A 21,392-nucleotide genomic window follows, 5' to 3' on the forward strand; every position below is an offset into this window, starting at 1 on the left:
ATGTTAACTAGACAATATTCAAATGTTTACTGCGGGTATTATCTTTACGCCATGGCCATGGCTGTATTAATCAGTTGCGCCACTTCCTCAATGTTGCGGCAGCCAATGAGCTGACGTGGATTCAAAGCCAGTGCGAATGTCTGATTTATCTGGCCGGTAATGGCTTTCACATGAGCCGGACGCAATCCCAGCTGGGTGAATGGTTGCGAGATTTGTATAACGCACTCTGGAGCAATATTCAGAGTTTCACGATAGATATGCATCAGTTGCTGATGCTGCGCGGAGATAACAGCTGATTGTTGTGCATTCAGAAAATGCGGTGGCGGCAAAATGGATTCGATGTTTTCCAGCCCACTAGCTGCCACCTGAGTGCAAACACTAACTAATGCTTCCAGATAGTCTCGGACAACTGCATCACTGATGGCTTCCTGAGCATAGTCAACGTTAAACACCAATGCGCCATTTGCGCCAAGCATAAAACGGATATCCATGGCTACTTGTGGTGTTTGGGTCAGACCATTGACAAAGTGAAGCGGAATATCTGCCGGTAGCGTTGGCCATGACAGACCATTAGTAATCACTACCGGCAAAACCGGTGCCTGTCCATGCTGCTCAAACAGCATACGCGCCAGCTCCACACCAGAAAACGCCAGATGCTGCAAACCCTCGAGCGTATCGGATTGTAATTTTTTGGCCTGTTCGATGAATCCGGCTTCTGCTTCCCAAGTGGAGACAATAAATGTGGACTGATTAGACAATTCACCCTCATATAAGGGCAACACCGGTACCGCCACAGACAGCAATTCTGCTGTTTGTTGGCCTCGTGACAGTACCGCCAGTATCAGCGCCGTCAGTAAGGAATTCTTAAACAGCCCCTGCTGAGCGCCCATGCGGCATAAGGCGCGAAAGACGGGTTCGGATACAGCTGCACTCCGGCGCGCATAGCGTGAAGTCACCAGTGTGGCCAAAGGCTGTTTCCATGGTAGTTGCGCAATTGAGTGGATAGCTTGCAGGCGCTGCTGCCAGTAGGCTGCGTCCTGAGCCACCATGTGTTTATCAGGCAGCGCTACACTTTCTGACATGCCAGTAGCCGGCAAGGGCGTCGTGGTAAATAATTCCCGCATCAATTCAGCAATGGCTCGTCCATCCAGAATCAATGCATCAAAGCGCGCAAACAGCACAAACTGCTCATGTTTTAACTGAAACAGAGTGATATCCCATGGTGACTCATTTAAATCAAATATGGCCTGCTGATAGTGCTGGCGCAAGGCATCGATTTTTGCTGTAGCCTCTGCTGGCTCGTCTTCACACAAATTGATTTCAGTGAGATTTATCACTGCCAGCTGGCTGACTCGCTGGACACAACGGCTGGCATCGATATAGGTGCGTAGACTGGCATGATGCTGCACCATATCAGCCAGACGCTGCCGAAAGCGCGGTAAATTTAGCTTACCGGTGTATTCACGAAATTCCTGCATAGCCACACCACCCAGCGCAAATGTGGTGCTGCGACCCAGTAAATAGGCTTTTTGCAAAGGATTCAGAGCAATGACATTCTCATTCTTTTCATCTGGATACAGCAGCTGATTGAGTGCTGGCAACGGCTGGGTAAAGCGCTCTGGCTCCGCAATCAAGGTATTTAGCAGAGTTAAACAGCGCATAAATAGTTCATTTACCCAGTCTTCCGGCAAGGCATCTAAACGCACATCCCAGTTTATCAGCAGCTTATCCTGTATTTGGACAAACTGAGCGTCTAGCGCTACCTGTGGCCCTTGAGAAATACACCAGTCCATGCTGCCAAACAGCTCATGTACACGGCTGGAAAACAGATTTTTTTCAGGCATATCCACTGCGGCAGTAAATACGACCGGTGACATTTGCGGCGTGGTGTGATGGCGCGACAGACGCCGCATCACATTCACGCCGCTAAACTGCCGGTGATCCAGACACTGACGCCATTCTGCTGCCACCTGCCGGCAGAATGCAGACAAACTGGTGTCAGAAGTCATATCAATGTTCAGCAACACCATATCGGCAAAATCACCGATGGTGCGTTCAATATCAGGCACGATGGGTTCGCGCCAGAAAAATGGCACATTCAGCCGGTAAGCTAAATCTTTGGTTTTCTTGCCCAGTGTATAGGCAAAAATCCCAAGCATCAGTGCCGAAAAAGTCAACTCATGTTGACGCGCCAGTTGCCGTAACTGTAGATTCTTCGCTGCGTCCAGGGTGGCACTCAGCCGCGTACTCTGCGCCGCTGCCTCAGCAGCTTCTTTCAACGGCAAAGTCGGTGCCGGTGCCAGTGCAGCTATGCGCGCTTGCCACCATGCACGGGCACGCTGCTGCTGTTGCTGTTCATACCAGTCTTGCTGCAACTTATAACGCCAATCGTAAAAAGACGCGGGCGGCGGCAACACTGCTCCGCCATCTGCATACAACTGCGCCATATCTTCCATCAGAACACGAAAACTGGACGGGTCTACCGCAATCATATCGGTATCGATATGCAGACGGAACGCATCGGCACCCAGCAGACTGAGCGAAAAGCGCGCTGTCTGCGCTTTTGCCAGATTCAGCTGCTGATGTGTCCAAAGCCGGCGTTTGTGTTTCAGCATTTGTTGCTGTTGTGCCGCAGATAAATGTAAAAAATCATCTATTTCTAAAAGATTTTCTGGCGGCTCATCCCGGAAACTAACCTCTCCAGCCGCATTAAGTTGCAGACACAGCAGCTCATGTCGCCGGTACAGATTTTCGATAGCATGCCTGAGTTTATCTGCATCGATATGGCTGCCATTGAATTCGGTATACAAATGAGCAGCTACACCACCCAGCATGGCACCATGCGCCCGCCCAAACCAGCATGCAGCCTGCATTGAAGTAAGTTCACGCATTATTTCTTTACTCTGTTGACAAATTTACGATTTTTGACGATGATACATGTAAATGAAAATGATTACCAGTTTCATTTGTTTAATTAAAAACAAAAGTAAACTCATCAACAGAAACCGCTGAGCAGACAATCAACAGAACGTTGCAGCAGCAATAAAGTAACAATAAATCAACACTCTTTGCCTGCTTTAGCCGGTTAAGCACAAAAGGCTGATAAATGATTAGCTTCACACACTGGCCGGAAGAATTTGCCCGCCGTTACCGAGACCAAGGATACTGGCTGGATCAACCGTTAACTCGTGTACTGACCCGAACGGCAGAAAGGTCTCCATTAGCCACCGCCATTATCTGCGCAGAGCGCCGCATCAACTATCAGGAACTCAATCATTATTCAGATACCCTGGCCGCCAGACTGATGGAACAAGGATTAGCCAGTGGTGACACAGCGCTGGTGCAGCTGCCGAACTGCGCCGAATTTTATATTGTGTTTTTCGCACTGCTTAAAGCTGGCATCGTCCCGTTGAATGCTCTGTACAACCATCGCCAACATGAACTGGGCAGTTTTTGCCACCAGATAAAACCCAAACTACTGATTGCCTCCCGCCGACATGAAGTATTCAACAACAACGAGTTTCTTCAACACTTGTCCGCTCAACACCTGTCTCCCGAACTGGTGCTGATGCAGGACGCGCTTGAGAGTGACCAGAATTTAGCCGATTGGTACAGCAATCCGCCCGCCTCCTACAGCCAATTTGCCCCCACGCCGGCGGATGAAGTTGCCTTTTTCCAGCTCTCTGGAGGCAGCACTGGTACGCCAAAGCTCATTCCGCGCACCCATAATGATTACGATTACAGCGTTCGCGCCAGTGCCGAAATCTGCCGCCTGAGCGCACACACACGTTTTCTGTGTGCCATGCCGGCTCCGCACAACTACATCCTCAGCTCACCCGGCGCTCTAGGCGTATTTCATGCCGGCGGCTGCGTGGTGATGGCGCCCAGTCCCGAACCGGCCAACTGCTTTGCACTGATTGAGCAGCATCAGATTAACATGGTCGCCCTTGTGCCCAGTGCCATATCCCTGTGGATGCAGCAGCCAGAACAAGAACGGCTGAAAACCCGTTCATTGCAGCTCATTCAGGTAGGCGGAGCCAGCTTTCCAGAGTCTGTGGCACGGCAGGTATTACATGTATTTGGCTGCCAGTTGCAACAAGTATTCGGTATGGCCGAAGGATTAGTAAATTACACACGTTTGGATGACACCGAGGAGCTGATTGTCAGCACACAGGGGCGTCCCATCAGTCCAGATGATGAAGTACGAGTAGTGGATGCAGACGGCAACGACGTGCCGGACGGTGAAACCGGTATGCTCAAAACACGTGGTCCCTATACTTTTCGTGGCTATTATCAGAGTCCAGAACACAACGCTCAGGCTTTTGATGCAGAAGGTTTTTACTACTCAGGTGACTTAGTGCAACGTTACAGTAATGGCTATATAAAAGTGGTCGGACGCGTAAAAGACCAAATTAACCGCGGTGGCGAAAAAATAGCCGCCGAAGAAATCGAAAAACTGCTGATTACCCATCCCGATGTCAGCGCCGCGGCACTGGTGGCCGTCAGCGATGAGCGTTTTGGTGAAAAAAGCTGTGCCTTTATCGTGTCACACAATCCGCAGTTATCCGCACTCAGCCTGAAACGCCATCTGCTCAATCTGGGCATTGCCCACTACAAACTGCCCGATCAGGTGTGCATGATAGACAGCCTGCCGCTCACAGCCGTGGGTAAAACCGATAAAAAACGCCTGCGCGAAAGCCTACAACATCATCCAGCCTGATGATTTAATCCTGAGAGAACGAGAGAAACAGTATGACGATTAGACAAATTACCGATTATCCCATGCCGGAAGTCACCCAATTGCCGCAGAATAAAACTACCTGGGTGCCAGACAGCTCCCGCGCGGTGCTATTAATCCACGACATGCAAAAATATTTTCTGAATTTCTATCAGCCTGACAGTCCGCTGATACAGACAATGATTCAGAACTTACACCGTCTGCGCAGCTGGGCGGCACAACAGCAGATACCCGTAGTCTATACCGCCCAGCCGCACCAACAGAGCCCGCAGGAGCGTGCGCTTCTCACCGATGTCTGGGGGCTGGGTATCACCACCGCCGCGGCAGAAGAACAGCACATCGTGGCGGCACTCACGCCACTGCCGAAAGATACCGTACTGACCAAATGGCGCTATAGCGCCTTTCAGCGTACCGAATTACATACTCTGATGCAGCAATGGCAGCGCGACCAGCTGATTATCGGTGGTGTATACGCGCATATCGGCTGCATGATTACTGCTGCCGAAGCCTTTATGCAGGATATTCAGCCTTTTTTTGTAGCTGATGCCTTAGCTGATTTTTCCCTGCAACAACACCTCTATGCACTGGAATATGTAGCTGGTTGCTGCGGGCAGGTGACCACCACTGCTGCCTTACTACCCGAAACCGACGGACTGACACGTGCATGGTTGACACACAGAATCCAGACCTTGCTCGAAACAGCGTCCGAACCGATAGACCCCGAAGAAAACTTAATTCTGTATGGACTGGATTCATTACGCATCATGCAGTTTGCCGCCGAACTCAAACAGCACAACATCCATATCGGCTTCGAAGCACTGGGACAGCAGCCCACACTAAACAACTGGTGGCGCCTGATTGAAGCAGAGCAAACCGCAGCCATGGTCTAAAACCACTAGCCACACAAGCAAAACACTGGCATACAGCCATAGGAAACCAAATCATGAATGATTCATACCTGTCTGGCCACGATGCGCCCCCTAATCTGGCTCAGCAATGGCGCGTTGCCTTACCCGGTCTCATTGGTGGTACCGCCATCGCGGTGATGGCTGGTATTGCCATGCTGGCTGCATTATGGTTTGTGGTGAAATTCATCGGCAATAGCCGCTGGCTCTGGCTCGAATACGCACTGCTATGCTGGGCAGCAGGTGCCGTACTAACAGCTTGGTCTGCCTGGATAGCCCATCAAGCAGAAAGCCGCTTTGCCGCTGTCTTACGCCGCATTGTCGCGCAGCATCTGATCCGCCTACCCATAAATACATTGGCCAGACAGAACGAGCAGACACTCAAACAATTGATGACCAACGACGTTGGCAGCCTGCACCATATGCTTGCGCATCTGCCGGCTGAAATTGCAGTTTTTACCGTTATCCCGTTGTTATCCATTATGGTTCTGTTTTACTTTAACGGCCTGTCTGCCATCTGGGTACTGCTGCCCGGTGTCATCGCCTCCCTGTATTATCTACTTCTGCTGCCCTACATGACCCGTCGTGATGGACACGCCCGCATGCAAGTCATGCTGGATATCATCAACAAAGCCGATGAATATGTACGCGGCATTCCCGTATACCGCATCTACGGCCAGCACTCCAGCGCCCTTACGGCTTATACACAATCCACCGAACGCTTCACCCAGGACATGGTACGCTGGGTCGCAAAAGTCGCTACACCGGCTGCCATCGCTGTGGCTCTGCTTCAGGCCGTAGCTACTTTTGCCATTGCCTATTGGGTCAGCTACACCTCGGATACCACCACAATGGCAGCCACCCTACTATTCAGTCTGGCTATCGTCACTCCGGTATTACGCCTCGGACATAGCGTCGACTATATCCGCACTGGACGTGCTGCTGCCGGACGTCTAAAAGAATTTCTGCAACAGCCATTGTTGCCGCGCGGCAAAATCCACGCCATTAAAAACCCGCCCATACTACTTATTAACCATGCCACCCTACTCCAGCAAGACCAGCCAGTATGGCAGGATCTTAGCCATACCTTTGCCGCCGGTGCCCTTACCGCCATCACTGGCCCCAGTGGCGCCGGAAAAACCAGCTTATTAAATGCATTGGCTGGACTGGTCACCCTGAGTGCCGGTTCCGTTCAACTGGGTCAGACCGATATTACTGCCCTACATGAAACAACCATTCACCAACACATACTGCTGATTCCGCAAGGCTACGACGTACTCAACAGCAGTGTGCACACCAACTTAGCACTGACCGCACCGCAAGCCAGCCAAAAAGCCATGCAACAGGCATTAGCCAAAGCACAGCTGAGTACAGATTTAGCCACACCAGCCAGCAGTCTATCTGGAGGAGAAAAACAACGTCTGAATATAGCTCGTGCCTTTCTCAGCTCAGCCAGCGTTATTCTATTGGATGAGCCCACAAGCGCACTTGATGAGCAACATGCACAAGCAGTTTTTCAATCATTGTGCGAACTGGCACACAGCACACACAAAACCATCGTTGTGGTCACCCATCAGCAAGCACTGGCTGAACAGGCAGATGCACAACTGGTATTACCTCATGGCAGGAGCGCGGCATGAACACCACCACTACGCAGCAACCACATCTACTAGAAGTGATTCCCGCGGCCACCAGACCTCGCCTGCTGATTGTCAGCATCGGCTGGATATTGGCTGCCGCCGCAGAAGCTTACGCCTATACCTTACTGGCACTGGCCATCGTTAACCAGCAATCGCCTAAATGGGTACTTTGCAGCGCTCTGCTGGCCAGCATCATCACCATCGTAGTCACCCGCAACGGTTTTCTAACCGGCGTACGGCTAGCCGGTGATTTATTTGCTGCACTGGGACAAGCCCTGTCTAGCGCCAAACTGTCCTGGTTTAACGACCAGCGCCGTGCCATGCTCAGCAAAACCGCCGGACAGGAAATTCCCAACTTCATGAGCATACCGGCGCACCAGCTACAAACATTTTTGCATGCCCCCTGTCTGCCCCTATTTATCTGCATCGGGCTGGCTTTCGTAGCCGATGCCGGCACCATGCTGGTTGCATTAACCATGATTGCCATCGCTTTTGCTATTCAGTTGTGGGCACAGTATGACCTAAACAAAACTGATGCCCGCCGCCATCAGACCGAGCTAGAAAGCACCACCGCCACCATCGAATTGGTTGAGCACCTCACCCTGCTGCGCACCGCCGCCAGCCCAGCCCGTGCACTCGATTCCATTCAGCAAAAATGGACACAACAGGAAAACCTACTGAATAAAATCAACCGCAGCGCCGCATGGGCCAGCCTGATAGCCACTATTGCCAACGTCCTGCCCATGGCCGGCATGGCACTGTATTGCATCCTGTCCGGCATCAGTGATGAGCACCTGATACTGGCCACCATACTGCTGATGGGACGCGCCGGCGCACCATTAAGCGAACTGGCCACAGCCGGATTAAGTATCAACGACTTAATCGCCACGCTACGCCATTTCCAGCAGCTTACTCATCCGCCAGTACTGCCTGAAGCAGCCGAAACCCGCACACCACACCAGCCCCGCCTCAGCCTGCACAACATCGTTGCTACCCCCAGTTCCACAGCTGTGACTACAGATATACCAGCCGGCGCGCGCCTACATGTAGCCGGTATCAGCGGCAGCGGCAAAAGCACCTTGCTGCAACTGTGCATGAGATTTGACGATCCCACACAGGGCGAAATCCGGTTGGACGGCATCCCCCTGCCACAACTAACCTTTCAAACACTGGTAAATAACATGGCTTATGTTGCCCAAAACCCAATCATCTTTACCGGCACACTGGCAGAAAACATCCGCATCGGCCGCTTTGAAGCCAGCGATGCCGAAATCGAAGCCATTGCCAGAAAATGCCAGCTGGGCGCCGTGATAGACCGTGCCGAAACCGGCATTAATCAAAGCGTTGGTCAACAAGGCTCAGCCCTGTCTGGCGGCGAGCAGCAGCGCGTGGCCATTGCCCGCGCTCTGATTAAAAACGCTCCTATACTGATACTCGACGAGGCCACCTCAGCTCTGGATGAACATACTGAACAGCAACTGATAAACACCATACTTGAACAATGCACTACCCTAATATTAGTGTCTCATCGCAGCTCTGCCCCGTGGCAGCCTACACAGACACTGAATATGTCCTGATAGCGATGGATGAAATAGGCTTTAAAAAAGCAGCGCCGATTAACATCCAGCAAAGCTGAGCCCTATGCACATAGAAGAAAATACTTTCAGCAACACAAATGCGTCCGGAAGGAACACCTCTGCCACGATAAAGTTCAGCCATCGCACCTTAAACATCGGCCACAGTGTCATCCATCAGATTCGCATATCCTTTTTGGATACAACGGTACTGCATGAGCTATGCCAGTCACACAGCATTTTATTGCCTGAACCCATCCGCCACAGCCGACCCAAACGCCAACTCGAATTCGTGGCTGGACGGCTGGCGGCACAATATGCATTACAGCCATTTGGCTATCGTCATATCACCCTTGCCACTGGTACCTGCGGAGAACCGCTTTTTCCTGAATCACTCCAAGGCAGTATCAGCCACAGCATTTATGCCCAGCACTGCACAGCCGTAGCCAGCGTACAAAAAATACAGCCTGCACAGCCCTATATGGGTATCGACATCGAACACCAGCAACATCAACACAACCTAGATACTCGCCCAAATAGGCTGAATCTTTTTCTGCATCCGCGCGAACAGCAGCTCATTGCCACGCAGATTAGCCCACAGCAGGCACTACTAATCTTTTCGGCCAAAGAAAGCATCATCAAAGCTTGGTTTCACCGATATCAGCACCTCATCAGTTTCAGTGCCATTACTTACCAAACCGCCGATAGCCACAAGCTTATTTTTCAGGTACACGCACAGCCAGCAGCACCGCAACTGGCTATTGTCCATTACCGCTTCAGCCAACAGGAAATCATCACCCTCGCCTGCATTTGACACCAACCTGTGGCAGTTTTTCTTCAAACACAATCAAACCAGCTAAATAAACACATATCAATTGATAATGATAATTGTTTGCATTAATATAACAAAACTTACATAGCTTGATTTTTCTGAATTTTTAATTACAGCACGGTCAGTATCAACCCCACAGGTAACCCAAATGACGACACAAAAATCCAGCGCTTCCCAGTCCCTGATTTCAAATTATCAGAATCAACTGGCCTGTTTCGCCAGCAGAAATCACCACATCTATGCACAGCATCTGATTCACCAAATCCATATGCCCGTGAATTCCGATACCCCTTTTAACCAGCAGATAACTGACTGTTTCAATTTCATCAAAGCCCAAGGGTATCCCCACCCCATTCTTATCGGTGCCATCCCCTTTGACACCAACCAAAATGCCACCCTTAATTTCTACAGCGAATTTGAGCAGACCACACCAAACTCAGCTCAACAACCAGCACACACAGCAGCACCCAACACCATGTTGCATCAGAAAAAACTGGTTGAACGTCCGGTATTTGAACACAGCGTCAAGCTAGCCTTAAAAGCCATGAACAGCGGGAATATGCAGAAAATTGTGTTATCACAGGCCACAGAATTCGAATTCAACCAACAGCACAGCCCTGAACAACTGTTCACCACCCTAACGCGGCAAAATCCCGATGCCTATAGCTTTTTGATACCTGTTGAAGATAACCAGTACATCTTTGGCGCCAGCCCCGAACTCCTGCTTTCACGCCAGCAGCAACAAGTTCGCAGCAACCCACTGGCCGGCTCTCGTCCGCGCAGCAGCAATACAGAAGAAAACAACCGCATCCGTAATGAGTTGTATCACTCAGCCAAAGATCGGTACGAGCACCAGTTTGTCATCGACAACATTCGCCATCAGCTCAGCAAATACTGCAATGAATACAGCGCCTCAGAAACGCCAGACATTCTTACCACCTCCACCATGTTTCACCTGTCGTCCGTATTTCAGGGACAGCTGCAACCCAGCGCCCCTGATGCCCTGAATCTTGCACTGCATCTGCATCCCACACCGGCAGTCTGTGGTACACCCACCCCAGTAGCCAAACAATTTATCCTCAGCCATGAAGGCTACAACCGTCATTACTACAGCGGGCTCAATGGATGGATGGATGCCGAAGGCAACGGCGAATGGGTCGTCACCATCCGTAATGGCCTGCTCAACCAAAACAAAATTCGCCTTTATGCCGGAGCCGGTATCGTAGTGGGCTCCGATGCCGCCACCGAATGGCTTGAAACCGAAGCCAAAATGCAAACCATGCTCAACGTATTTCAGTTTTAATAACTCGAGGAGAACCACATGCAGCCAACCATTATCGTCACCGGTGCCGCACAAGGCATCGGTGCAGCCGTAGCCCTCCGGCTTCTTCAGCAAAACTACAAAGTAATCGGTATCGACAAACAGCCCGTGCCAGCAAGCTGGCCGATACAGCAAATGATTGAACCGCCCTATGAACCCGGCTGGATTGGTATAAGTCAAGATATCAGCGCCTGTGAAGAAACCCTGATCCTACTCAACACCCTCATCGTCCAACACCACATCACCGGACTCGTCAACTGTGCCGGCATGCTCATTCTCACATCACTGCTCAACGCCACACAGGCACAATGGCAAACCAGCTTGAATGTCAACCTGCTTGGCCCCGTATCCATCAGCCAGCATATGGCACGCCATTTCTATCAGCAGCAGCAAGGCAGCATCGTCACCATCAGCTCCAACAGCGCACGCATGCCTCGTACCCAGCTCGGTCTGTATGCCACCACCAAAGCCGCGCTCAGCCATTTTTGTCGCAATCTGGCACTCGAAGTCGCCCCTTACGTCCGCGTTAATATCGTCTCCCCTGGTTCCACCCTCACCGCCATGCAGCAGCAACTCTGGCCAGATAACCAGCCACCGGCCAGCATTATTGATGGCGATTTAAGCCAATATCGCCTCGGTATTCCGCTCAGAAAGCTAGCTCAGCCCGCAGACATAGCCAATACCGTATCTTTCCTGCTTTCCGACGAAGCAGCTCAGATAACCATGCAGGAAATTGTGGTAGATGGCGGAGCCACACTAGGTGTTTAGCTGCAAAATACAGCGCCAGCAGAAAGCAAAACTGCTGGCATAACATCTACTAATATCTATCCTGTAGTGTTCAACAACAAAACAATTAAATACCATCATATTTTGCCAAAAGCAGATCGACGCAGATAACCTACTACACAGAATACTTTATAGAACACCGTTCCTAACAAAAACAAGCTAACAACTAAAATAAAACCAATTCACAAAACAGTAATAAATTATACTTTTGACATAAAACAACTCATACATTAAATCATTTATAAAAAATCTAAAATATTTAAGAATACAACACCAAAACACGCAAAAAACATAACTTATGTTTAGAATATTTATTTTTAGAAGTGATATTTTTTTACAAACATTCATATAGATAGTCTGCAAAATCAAAAATTAATCAAATTCAGCATAACCACCTGTGCTTCAGCTATTCTAATTTCTCTTTTTAAATATCCACATTTGTTAATTAATTAATTTAAATATTAAAATTAGGTCTGAATTAATACCATTATATTAAATAGTTACAACATTAGGTTAAATCAACCATTCTTCCGAAAATATAAATAATTAAAAATTAAGAACTTATAAGCATCTTTTTTTCAAGCGTAATCTGCCATCAAAGCTGCCATTAATTATTAATTAATGATTAATGGATAGCAATACAGGCAATTTGTTTTCAGATTTACAGTTTTATTTGTAGGTATCAACAGAACACCGCAGAAAAAGAAATTTAAATAAGAGGTTTAGTTTGTTTGTTAGTTAATTAATCAAAATCAGGAGTCACCTATGAACAAGGTATATCGTAATGTCTGGAATGAACACACACAAACATGGGTAGCAGCATCAGAATTAGCAAATAGCCATACAAAATCGAATATCGTCTCTGATCTTCCCTTGTGTAAAAGATTACTGAATAAATGTGGACTGAAAAAAATTGTCAGCTTTACGCTTACCGCACTTATGCTGCAATTGCATCTCATTACACCAGCTATAGCAGCAAACGTAGCCATTACAGGTGGGTTAAATCCAAGTAGTAGCGCCGCAACTGAATTATATTCAAATGGAAGCCATGGTAGCGTTGTTCTTGCAGGCGATGATGACTGGTGTGGTGCAGACAAAGTGAATGGCCGTAGAAATATAGGTCAAACTGGCATCTCAGCGCAAGAAGAGTACCTGCGTTTTGTACAAAATTCATCCTTTACCGGCAAAACCGTGTTAGGAGGTACTGTAACCACTAATCCTTACGGCACGAGTAACGGTCAACAAAACTGGAATGGTGACGGCGTAACAAACGGAACAACAAGCGGTTCAAGCGGTTTTATGGGTACACCTACCGGAGGAGACTCTAATGTTATGCCCGTAGCTTACGGCGTCTATTCTTTTGCAACTGGCTGCGGATCTTATGCCACAGGTAACTACTCTACCGCTTTCGGGAATAATGCCACTGCTACAGCCGGTGGCGCACAGGCATATGGAGTCGCTGCTCTGGCGTCTGGAATAACCTCAATAGCAATGGGCGTTGGTTCACAGGCTACCGGCACTTCAGCAGTCGCACTGGGGTCACTAGCAACTTCCGATGGTATCGGCAGTGTAGCAGTTGGTTTGAGCAGTGTGGCACAGAAAGACAGCGCAACTGCTGTAGGTGCCAATGCCAATGCCACTCTAGAAAAATCTGTGGCATTGGGTAGTGATTCTCTGGCCAATACTGATGCCGGTGTTGTCGGCTTTGACCCCTCTGGAAAAAATACTAATACCACTAATCAGTCTGCAACATGGAAAAGTACTGCAGCTGCGGTTGCCATCGGTAATTCAACTTCTCAGATTACCCGCCAGATTAACGGTCTGGCAGCTGGTACAGCCGATACAGATGCGGTTAACGTTGCCCAATTAAAAAATCTTGCAAACTATACTTCTGACGGGTTCACCAGTCTGTCTACTGCAATCAATGCAGCATCCGATTTAACCCCTTTGAATAATAGCGTCAGCACGCTTAGCACAAATGTATCCGGTCTGCAGAAAGATGCACTCCAATGGAATGGTTCTGCCTATGATGCCAGCCATGGTACGAATGCTGCTCAGCAAATTACTAATGTTGCTGCCGGGTCTGTCACATCATCTTCCACAGATGCTGTCAACGGCGGACAACTCTATACTTTGTCTTCCTCTGCATCTACCAGCCTAAGCTCAGCTTACAATAGTATTTCTACTTTAAACACCGGAATGACCAGTGCTAATACCAGCATTAGCACCCTGAACACCAATATTAGTGGTTTACAAAAAGATGCTTTACAGTGGAATGGCTCTGCCTATGATGCCAGCCATGGTACGGACGCTGCTCAGAAAATTACTAATGTTGCTGCCGGGTCTGTCACATCATCTTCCACAGATGCTGTCAACGGCGGACAACTCTATACTTTGTCTTCCTCTGCATCTACCAGCCTAAGCTCAGCTTACAATAGTATTTCTACTTTAAACACCGGAATGACCAGTGCTAATACCAGCATTAGCACCCTGAACACCAATATTAGTGGTTTACAAAAAGATTCTTTACAGTGGAATGGCTCTGCCTATGATGCCAGCCATGGTACGGACGCTGCTCAGAAAATTACTAATGTTGCTGCCGGGTCTGTCACATCATCTTCCACAGATGCAGTTAACGGCGGACAACTCTATACTTTGTCTTCCTCTGCATCTACCAGCCTAAGCTCAGCTTACAATAGTATTTCTACTTTAAACACCGGAATGACTAGTGCTAATACCAGCATTAGCACCCTGAATACGAATGTTAGTGGTTTACAAAAAGATGCTTTACAGTGGAATGGTTCTGCCTATGATGCCAGTCATGGTACAAACATCGCTCAGAAAATTACCAATGTCGCTGCAGCCGAACTAGTAGCCAATTCTACTGAAGCAGTCAACGCTGGTCAGCTTTACAGTATTTCATCATCTACTTCCACAACGCTGAATTCGCTGTCTACAACCTTGGGTAAAGTCGGTGACCTGACTAATATCAATACCAATATCAGCTCCATAACCAACAATATTTCCGGTCTGAAGCAAGATGCCCTACAGTGGAACGGCAATGCTTATGATGCCAGTCATGGCACTACTTCAGCTCAGAAAATTACTAATGTTGCTGCTGGTTCTGTAGCCTTTAATTCTACAGATGCGATCAATGGAACACAATTTTATACTCTATCTACATCAACCTCGACGGGCATAAGTACCCTTTCCTCAGTATTAGAGCGAGCCGGAGATTTAAGCAATGTTAATTCCAACATTGGCATTTTAAGCAACAGCGTCATATCTTTAGGCACTAATTTAAGTTCCGCTAACACAAGCATTAGTACACTAAACAATAAAATTACAAACCTACAAAAAGATGCTTTGCAATGGAATGGCTCTTCTTATGATGCGAGTCACGGTTCGGGCACCGCTCAAAAAATTACGAATATTGCTGCTTCCGACCTGGCAGCCAATTCTACTGATGCAGTTAATGCCGGACAGCTTTACAGTATTTCTACCTTAACTTCTACCACACTGAATTCTTTCTCTACTACCTTAAGCAAAGCAGGTGACCTTAGTAACGTCAATAACAACATCAACACATTAAATACCAATGTTTCTGCTTTACAAAAAGATGCCCTGCAATGGAATGGTAGTGCGTATGATGCCAGCCATGGTTCCGGTACACCGCAAAAAATCACCAATGTTGCAGCCGGTTCATTATTAGCCGGTTCTACAGACGCAGTAACCGGCAGTCAGCTGTCTACAACCAACTCCATCCTTACTTCATTATCATCATCTGCAAATAATGTATCTACAACTGTTAATAATTTGCAGACAGATGCCTTGCAGTGGAAGCGCTATCAGGATGGAACGGTTGGATATGACGCCAGCCACGGCGTCCAAGGTGCTAGATACAAAATCACCAATTTAGCAAACGGAGCCCTGAATGTAGATTCTTCAGATGCAGTTACCGGAAACCAGTTATATACCACTAACTTAAGTCTATCTACAGTTAGCGACTCCTTAAATATAGTTACTGCTTCGGCAAACAAATTACAAAATAATGCCTTACAGTGGAACGACTTAATGTCTGCATATGATGCAAGTCATAATTCAGGAGCCCCACAAAGGATTACTAATGTAGCTCCCGGACAGCTAGCAGCTAATTCCTATGAAGCAGTTAATGCTGGCCAGCTTTACACCACTAATTCTATTTTGTCTTCGGTTTCTACATCCAATTTTAACAATTACAATAACATAATCAACATTTCAAGCAGTCTAAGCACATTGCAGACTTCTGCTCTTAAGTGGAATGGGGCGGCCTATGATGCAAGCCATGATTCTGGTACACCACAGAAGATTACCAATGTGAGTAATGGTACTTTGGGCGCAAATTCTACCGATGCTGTCAATGCTTCGCAGTTATATACAACCAATGCAACCTTGGAAAAGGCAAATAATTCCATTGCCACATTTGGTGCCAGTCTGAATACATTGCAGTCTTCTGCACTAAAATGGAATGGTATAGCCTATGACGCCAGTCACGATAGCGGTTCACCACAACGAATTACCAATATTGCAACTGGTATTCTGGCCCCCAATTCTACCGACGCTGTCAATGCTGGCCAGATATTCCAATTGTCTAGCTCGGCTTCAACAGGTATCAGCTCTTTGTCTACTACAATCAGCACTGTCCGGAATACCACGAGCAAAATCGATGGTCTGGCAGATAATATCGATGCCTTAAACAAAGGCCTAAGCACTACTAATAATAATCTCAGTACACTCAAAAACAATTCTATTCAATGGAATACTGATTACGGTGCTTACGATCTGCTGCGAGATGGTAAACCACAGAGACTGATAAACGTTGATAATGGAGATGTATCACCTACTTCAACGCAAGCTATTAATGGTAGTCAGCTTTATGAAACCAATACAAAAATAACTACTATCACAAACTCGATGGCTGATTTAACCAACAGCTTGAACAACAATGCTATACGAATCAATAGTATCGCAGATTCTACTTCCAGAATTTCCGGCAGTTTATCCACTGCAACGGACAAAATTAATAGCCTGCAGCAAAATGCTTTACTAATTAACGGTGACAATTATGATGCTAAATATACAAAAATCACCAATCTGGCTATTGGAAAAATTGATAGAGATTCCAGCGATGCAGTAACCGGTGGACAACTCTACAATACCAACCTCAGCGTAAGCTCAATCATCAGCTCCGTCGGCAATTTGACCGGAAAACTAAATGGTGCGATTAATCGTATCGACACACTTAGTGGTACAACTACTATGTTGTCAAACAATCTAAGTACTGTTAATACCAGCATCAGCACCCTGCAGGAAAATGCATTACAGTGGAAAGATGGCAATTTCACGGCCAGCCGTGGTATGGATGGTCCGCAGAAAATCACTAATCTTGCCCTAGGTGATATCAATCAGAATTCTACCGATGCTGTGAATGGTAGTCAGTTGTATAGCACCAATAGCTCCCTAAGTACGGTGTCCACTTCGGTAAATAATCTTACCGGAGCACTAAATAACACCAACTTACAGATTAATGCTCTTTCCAATTCCACCAGCCAGATTCAGACTAATCTATCCAGTGTCATAAACAATATCACTGACATACAGAAAAATGCGCTGCAATGGAATAATGATGCTTATGATGCCAGTCACGGTACTGGCAATGCACAAAAAATCACCATGGTAGCAGCAGGTAAAGAGACTAGAGAATCAACCGATGCCGTAAATGGCGGACAATTGTTTTCTCTTTCCAGCACCGTTTCTGGTAATCTGAGTACAGTAATCTCTCGCATTGATAATTTATCTCAGTCCACCACAGCAATTGTCGGTAATCTGTCTACTGCCAACAACAGCATTACTATTTTGCAAAAAGATGCTCTGCAATGGAACGGTGCTGCTTATGATGCCAGCCATGGTTCATCGGTTGCACAGAAAATTACCAAAGTCGCTAGCGGTGATGTAAGTCTGGGTTCTACTGATGCAGTCAATGGCGGACAGCTATATTCTCTTTCCACTACGGTTAGCAACAGCATCAATAACATAACAGGCGGTAATATTGGAAATATCAACAATACAATCGATCAGCTAAGTACATCTTTAATTGCCACTCAAGGACGAATTGACACAATATCTCAGTCCACTTCAACTATTGCCAGGAGCCTTTCTTCTGCCGCCAATAGTATCGGCAACTTACAAAAAGATGCCTTACAGTGGAATGGTTCCGCCTTCGATGCTAGCCATGGTTCTGGTAATCCACAGAAGATTACAAACGTAGCTGCTGGTGATGTGACCGATACATCCTCTGATGCCGTTAATGGTGCCCAGCTGCATTCTCTTTCCAGTTCTACTTCTAGCGGTCTGGGGCAAGTCAATAATGCAGTGAATACTCTTACCACCAGCCTGAATACAGCTAGTAACCGTATTGACACAGTATCTCAGTCCACAACAACCATTGCTGGCAATCTGTCTTCTGCCGTAAACAGCATCAGTACCCTGCAAAAAAATGCGTTACTGTGGAATGGTACCGCCTTTGATGCTGGCCATAACTCTGGTACTGCTCAAAGAATCATTAATGTGGCTGCCGGCGACATCAACCAAGATTCAACCGATGCAGTAAACGGTGGACAGCTTTACTCTTTGTCTACGTCTACCAATACCGATATAGATAATCTTGCTTATAGTTTTAGTAACAGCCTTTCTACCGGCCTTGGCTATGCTAAAACCCGCATTGATATGATATCGCAGTCCACTTCAACCATTGCCGGAAATTTATCTACTGCCGTGAGCAACATCAGTACCCTGCAGAAAAATGCTCTGCAGTGGAATGGCAACGCTTATGATGCCAGCCACGGCACAGACTCTCCACAAAAGATTACCAAAGTGGCAACGGGTGACGTCAATGGTAATTCTACTGATGCCATAAACGGCAGCCAGCTGTATTCACTGTCATCATCATTCAATGATAGTCTGACCAGCATGGCAGCTGGAAACAGTAATGATCTAAACACCACTAACAACAACCTCTCCAAACTAAGTTCAAGTGTTAGTAGTGCTGCTAATAACATTAGCATATTACAAAGAGATGCTTTACAGTGGAATGGTGCTGCTTATGATGCCAGCCACGGCACTGGCAATGCACAAAGGATTGTTAACGTAGCAGCTGGTGATATAAGCGAAAATTCCACCAATGCTGTAAATGCCGGACAGTTATATTCTCTTTCCACAGCTACCATCAGTGGAATGGATAATCTGTCTAATACCTTATCTAATACCTTCTCCACCGGTCTGAGTACAACCAATTTACGCATTGATAATGTATTCAAATCCACCTCGACACTGGCCGATAGTCTGTCTACCGCAGCAAACAACATCAATTCATTGCAGAAAGATGCCTTGCAATGGAAAGGTAATGCTTACGATGCCAGCCATGGTTCAGACAGTGCCCAAAGGATTACCAATGTAGCAGCCGGAGGAGTCGGCAAAGATTCTACTGATGCTGTCAACGGTAGCCAGCTATTCTCGCTTTCATCTTCTTTCAGTGAAAGCCTGTCCAGCATTGCATCTGGAAACAGCACTGACCTCACCAATATCAGCAATAGCATCTCAAGTCTGGCTACAGGATTGAGCACCACATCCAACAGCCTCAGTACTTTGCAAAAAGACGCCTTAATGTGGAATGGTTCAGGTTACGATGCCAGCCATGGCTCCGGTACTGCACAGAAAATTCTCCAAGTGGCTTCAGGTGATGTTAATCAAAACTCAACAGATGCCGTCAACGGCGGACAGCTATTCAGCCTGTCAACTTCTATCCTGAGTTCAGTATCTTCCTCTGTGGAAAATATTGCCAGTCAGAACAAATTGAATCTGGATGAAGTCAACAAAAAAATGCAGACCGTTCAGGGCTTAATTTCCACCACTCAGGAAAATATGGCCACAGCATCCAAACAAATTGCATCTGTAAGTTCAGATCTCTCTAATACCAAATCTGAACTGGAATATGTAAAAAAACACGCCGTAATGTACGATGACGAGATCAATAGCCTCTATTCATTGACACGAGCCGGAAATGAAAAAACCATCAGCAACGTTGCAGATGGCACCATATCTGCTGACTCAAATCAGGCAGTAAATGGACGGCAGTTATACTCCCTGTCTACAAGCACATCAACTAGCCTCTCCAGCCTTCAGGATCAGCTAGCTATTGCTACAGGCAACGTACCGGCAGGATTATCCACTTCACTGGAAACATTGCAGAAAAACGCATTACAGTGGAATGGTACCGTATACGATGCAGGTCGTGGCTCGTCTAGCGGTCAGAAAATTACCAATGTAGCAGTTGGTGATGAAAATAAGGACTCCAAAGACGCCGTTAATGGCAGCCAGTTGTGGAAGATGCGAAATGACTTTAAGGACGATATTCAATCCCTGTCGACAGCATTTGACCAGAAGCTAACCAATCAGGGCGGCAGCGGCAATAATGCAGCCATCGCGGAAGCCACCAATAAAGCCAACAAAGCGATTGCAGACACCGAAAAATTGTCTACTTCAACAGCAGATGCACTGACTGCCGTGGCTGCCAGCTTGGGAGGCAATGCCAGCTACAGTCCGGTTACACGTGCCGGTAACGGCGGCTTCAATGCGCCAAGCTACAGCACCACAGCCGCAGATGGCAGCACAATAACTGCCAATAATGTCGGTGATGCCTTAACCAATCTGTACAACGGAGGCAGCAAATACGCCAAAGTTAACTCCACCCTGAGCGTCGCTTCAGCCAGTGGCACCAACTCAGTTGCCATCGGTGGCGCAGCCTCAGCTAGTGGTAATGACGCCATAGCCATTGGGTCACAAGCATCAGCTGGCACAGCTGGCGGCGTGGCCATCGGCAACCATGCCAGTGTCACACAGGCGGGCGGTATCGCACTGGGAGCCAACTCAGTAGCCAGCACAGCCGGCGGCATTAGCGGTTATATACCCGTAACGGCTACCGGACAGCAGGCTAGAGCCATTATGGCCACCACCAGCACCGAAGCAGCAGTGTCCGTAGGAGATGCATCTAAAGGCGTTTACCGCCAGATTACTGGCGTGGCTGCCGGTACAGCAGACACCGATGCAGTCAACGTTGCCCAGCTTAAAGGTGTCAATTCCCAGATGGAAAACATCAACCGTAATCTGAGCTACGTCAACGATCGTGTTCAGCATGTTGAACGTCGCGCTTACTCTGGTACCGCACTGGCCATGGCCTTGTCCGGCGCCTATCTGCCACAGCTTAATGCAGGTGAACAGACCGTAGGCGTAGGTATGGGTTCATACCATGGCTATACCGCTGTCGGCATCAACTACAAAGCCACCAATAACACCGGTAAATTCTCATGGGGTGCAGGCGTATCCACCACCGGCCATGAAACTGGTTTCAACGCTGGTGTTGGCTATAAATGGTAACAGCTGAATTATCAGCATAAGCCTCGGGCATACATTAGTATGCCCGATTTTTTATAAAAAAATTCTGATCAACATATAACATACACTTCACTGTTATTCACTCAACATTTTGATAAAACCCAATT

General features: G+C 47.6%; 9 protein-coding genes. 8 read left to right on the forward strand and 1 reads right to left on the reverse strand.

From position 1 onward, the window contains the following. Nucleotides 1-44 precede the first annotated feature (44 nt). A complete protein-coding gene (locus ABU615_RS05620; RefSeq protein ID WP_370388678.1) occupies nucleotides 45-2,891 on the reverse strand; it encodes a condensation domain-containing protein in 2,847 nt (948 codons plus the stop codon). 215 nt (nucleotides 2,892-3,106) lie between these two features. On the opposite strand from ABU615_RS05620, the gene ABU615_RS05625 reads away from it, so the two are divergent. The 8 genes from ABU615_RS05625 (at nucleotide 3,107) to ABU615_RS05660 (ending at nucleotide 21,267) form a co-directional block, all read left to right on the forward strand. Next, nucleotides 3,107-4,720: a (2,3-dihydroxybenzoyl)adenylate synthase gene (locus ABU615_RS05625; protein ID WP_370388679.1), complete on the forward strand. Its 1,614-nt coding sequence runs from the start codon at nucleotides 3,107-3,109 to the stop codon at nucleotides 4,718-4,720. Nucleotides 4,721-4,752: 32 nt separating this feature from the next. After that, nucleotides 4,753-5,628, forward strand: a complete 876-nt coding sequence (locus ABU615_RS05630) for an isochorismatase family protein (RefSeq protein WP_370388680.1) — start codon at nucleotides 4,753-4,755, stop codon at nucleotides 5,626-5,628. 53 nt (nucleotides 5,629-5,681) lie between these two features. Continuing rightward, nucleotides 5,682-7,283 carry an ATP-binding cassette domain-containing protein gene (locus ABU615_RS05635; protein ID WP_367486700.1) on the forward strand — a complete coding sequence of 534 codons (1,602 nt, stop codon included), beginning with the start codon at nucleotides 5,682-5,684 and terminating at the stop codon, nucleotides 7,281-7,283. Beyond that, entirely contained in the window at nucleotides 7,280-8,860 is a 1,581-nt protein-coding gene (locus tag ABU615_RS05640) for an ATP-binding cassette domain-containing protein (protein WP_370388681.1), read from the forward strand. The genes ABU615_RS05635 and ABU615_RS05640 overlap by 4 nt, the downstream gene beginning before the upstream one ends. 64 nt (nucleotides 8,861-8,924) lie before the next feature. After that, the gene (locus ABU615_RS05645) at nucleotides 8,925-9,671 is read left to right on the forward strand and encodes a 4'-phosphopantetheinyl transferase (protein WP_367486691.1); all 747 of its coding nucleotides are present in this window, start codon (nucleotides 8,925-8,927) and stop codon (nucleotides 9,669-9,671) included. Nucleotides 9,672-9,837: 166 nt separating this feature from the next. Next, nucleotides 9,838-10,992, forward strand: a complete 1,155-nt coding sequence (locus tag ABU615_RS05650; protein WP_370388369.1) for an isochorismate synthase MenF — start codon at nucleotides 9,838-9,840, stop codon at nucleotides 10,990-10,992. A gap of 18 nt (nucleotides 10,993-11,010) precedes the next feature. Continuing rightward, on the forward strand, nucleotides 11,011-11,778 hold the full coding sequence (locus ABU615_RS05655; RefSeq protein ID WP_267391552.1) for an SDR family NAD(P)-dependent oxidoreductase: 768 nt from the start codon (nucleotides 11,011-11,013) through the stop codon (nucleotides 11,776-11,778). A 783-nt stretch (nucleotides 11,779-12,561) separates the two neighbouring features. Further along, nucleotides 12,562-21,267 carry an ESPR-type extended signal peptide-containing protein gene (locus ABU615_RS05660; RefSeq protein WP_370388370.1) on the forward strand — a complete coding sequence of 2,902 codons (8,706 nt, stop codon included), beginning with the start codon at nucleotides 12,562-12,564 and terminating at the stop codon, nucleotides 21,265-21,267. Nucleotides 21,268-21,392: the final 125 nt, after the last annotated feature.

It is taken from the genome of Snodgrassella alvi, from assembly GCF_040741455.2.
Taxonomy (GTDB): Bacteria; Pseudomonadota; Gammaproteobacteria; order Burkholderiales; family Neisseriaceae; genus Snodgrassella; species Snodgrassella alvi_E.

What these genes read in the sequence shown, in the direction of transcription:
- ABU615_RS05620 (WP_370388678.1), bottom strand. Translation starts at nt 2,891, where the DNA reads ATGCGTGAACTTACTTCAATGCAGGCTGCATGCTGGTTTGGGCGGGCG.
- ABU615_RS05625 (WP_370388679.1), top strand. Translation starts at nt 3,107, where the DNA reads ATGATTAGCTTCACACACTGGCCGGAAGAATTTGCCCGCCGTTACCGA.
- ABU615_RS05630 (WP_370388680.1), top strand. Translation starts at nt 4,753, where the DNA reads ATGACGATTAGACAAATTACCGATTATCCCATGCCGGAAGTCACCCAA.
- ABU615_RS05635 (WP_367486700.1), top strand. Translation starts at nt 5,682, where the DNA reads ATGAATGATTCATACCTGTCTGGCCACGATGCGCCCCCTAATCTGGCT.
- ABU615_RS05640 (WP_370388681.1), top strand. Translation starts at nt 7,280, where the DNA reads ATGAACACCACCACTACGCAGCAACCACATCTACTAGAAGTGATTCCC.
- ABU615_RS05645 (WP_367486691.1), top strand. Translation starts at nt 8,925, where the DNA reads ATGCACATAGAAGAAAATACTTTCAGCAACACAAATGCGTCCGGAAGG.
- ABU615_RS05650 (WP_370388369.1), top strand. Translation starts at nt 9,838, where the DNA reads ATGACGACACAAAAATCCAGCGCTTCCCAGTCCCTGATTTCAAATTAT.
- ABU615_RS05655 (WP_267391552.1), top strand. Translation starts at nt 11,011, where the DNA reads ATGCAGCCAACCATTATCGTCACCGGTGCCGCACAAGGCATCGGTGCA.
- ABU615_RS05660 (WP_370388370.1), top strand. Translation starts at nt 12,562, where the DNA reads ATGAACAAGGTATATCGTAATGTCTGGAATGAACACACACAAACATGG.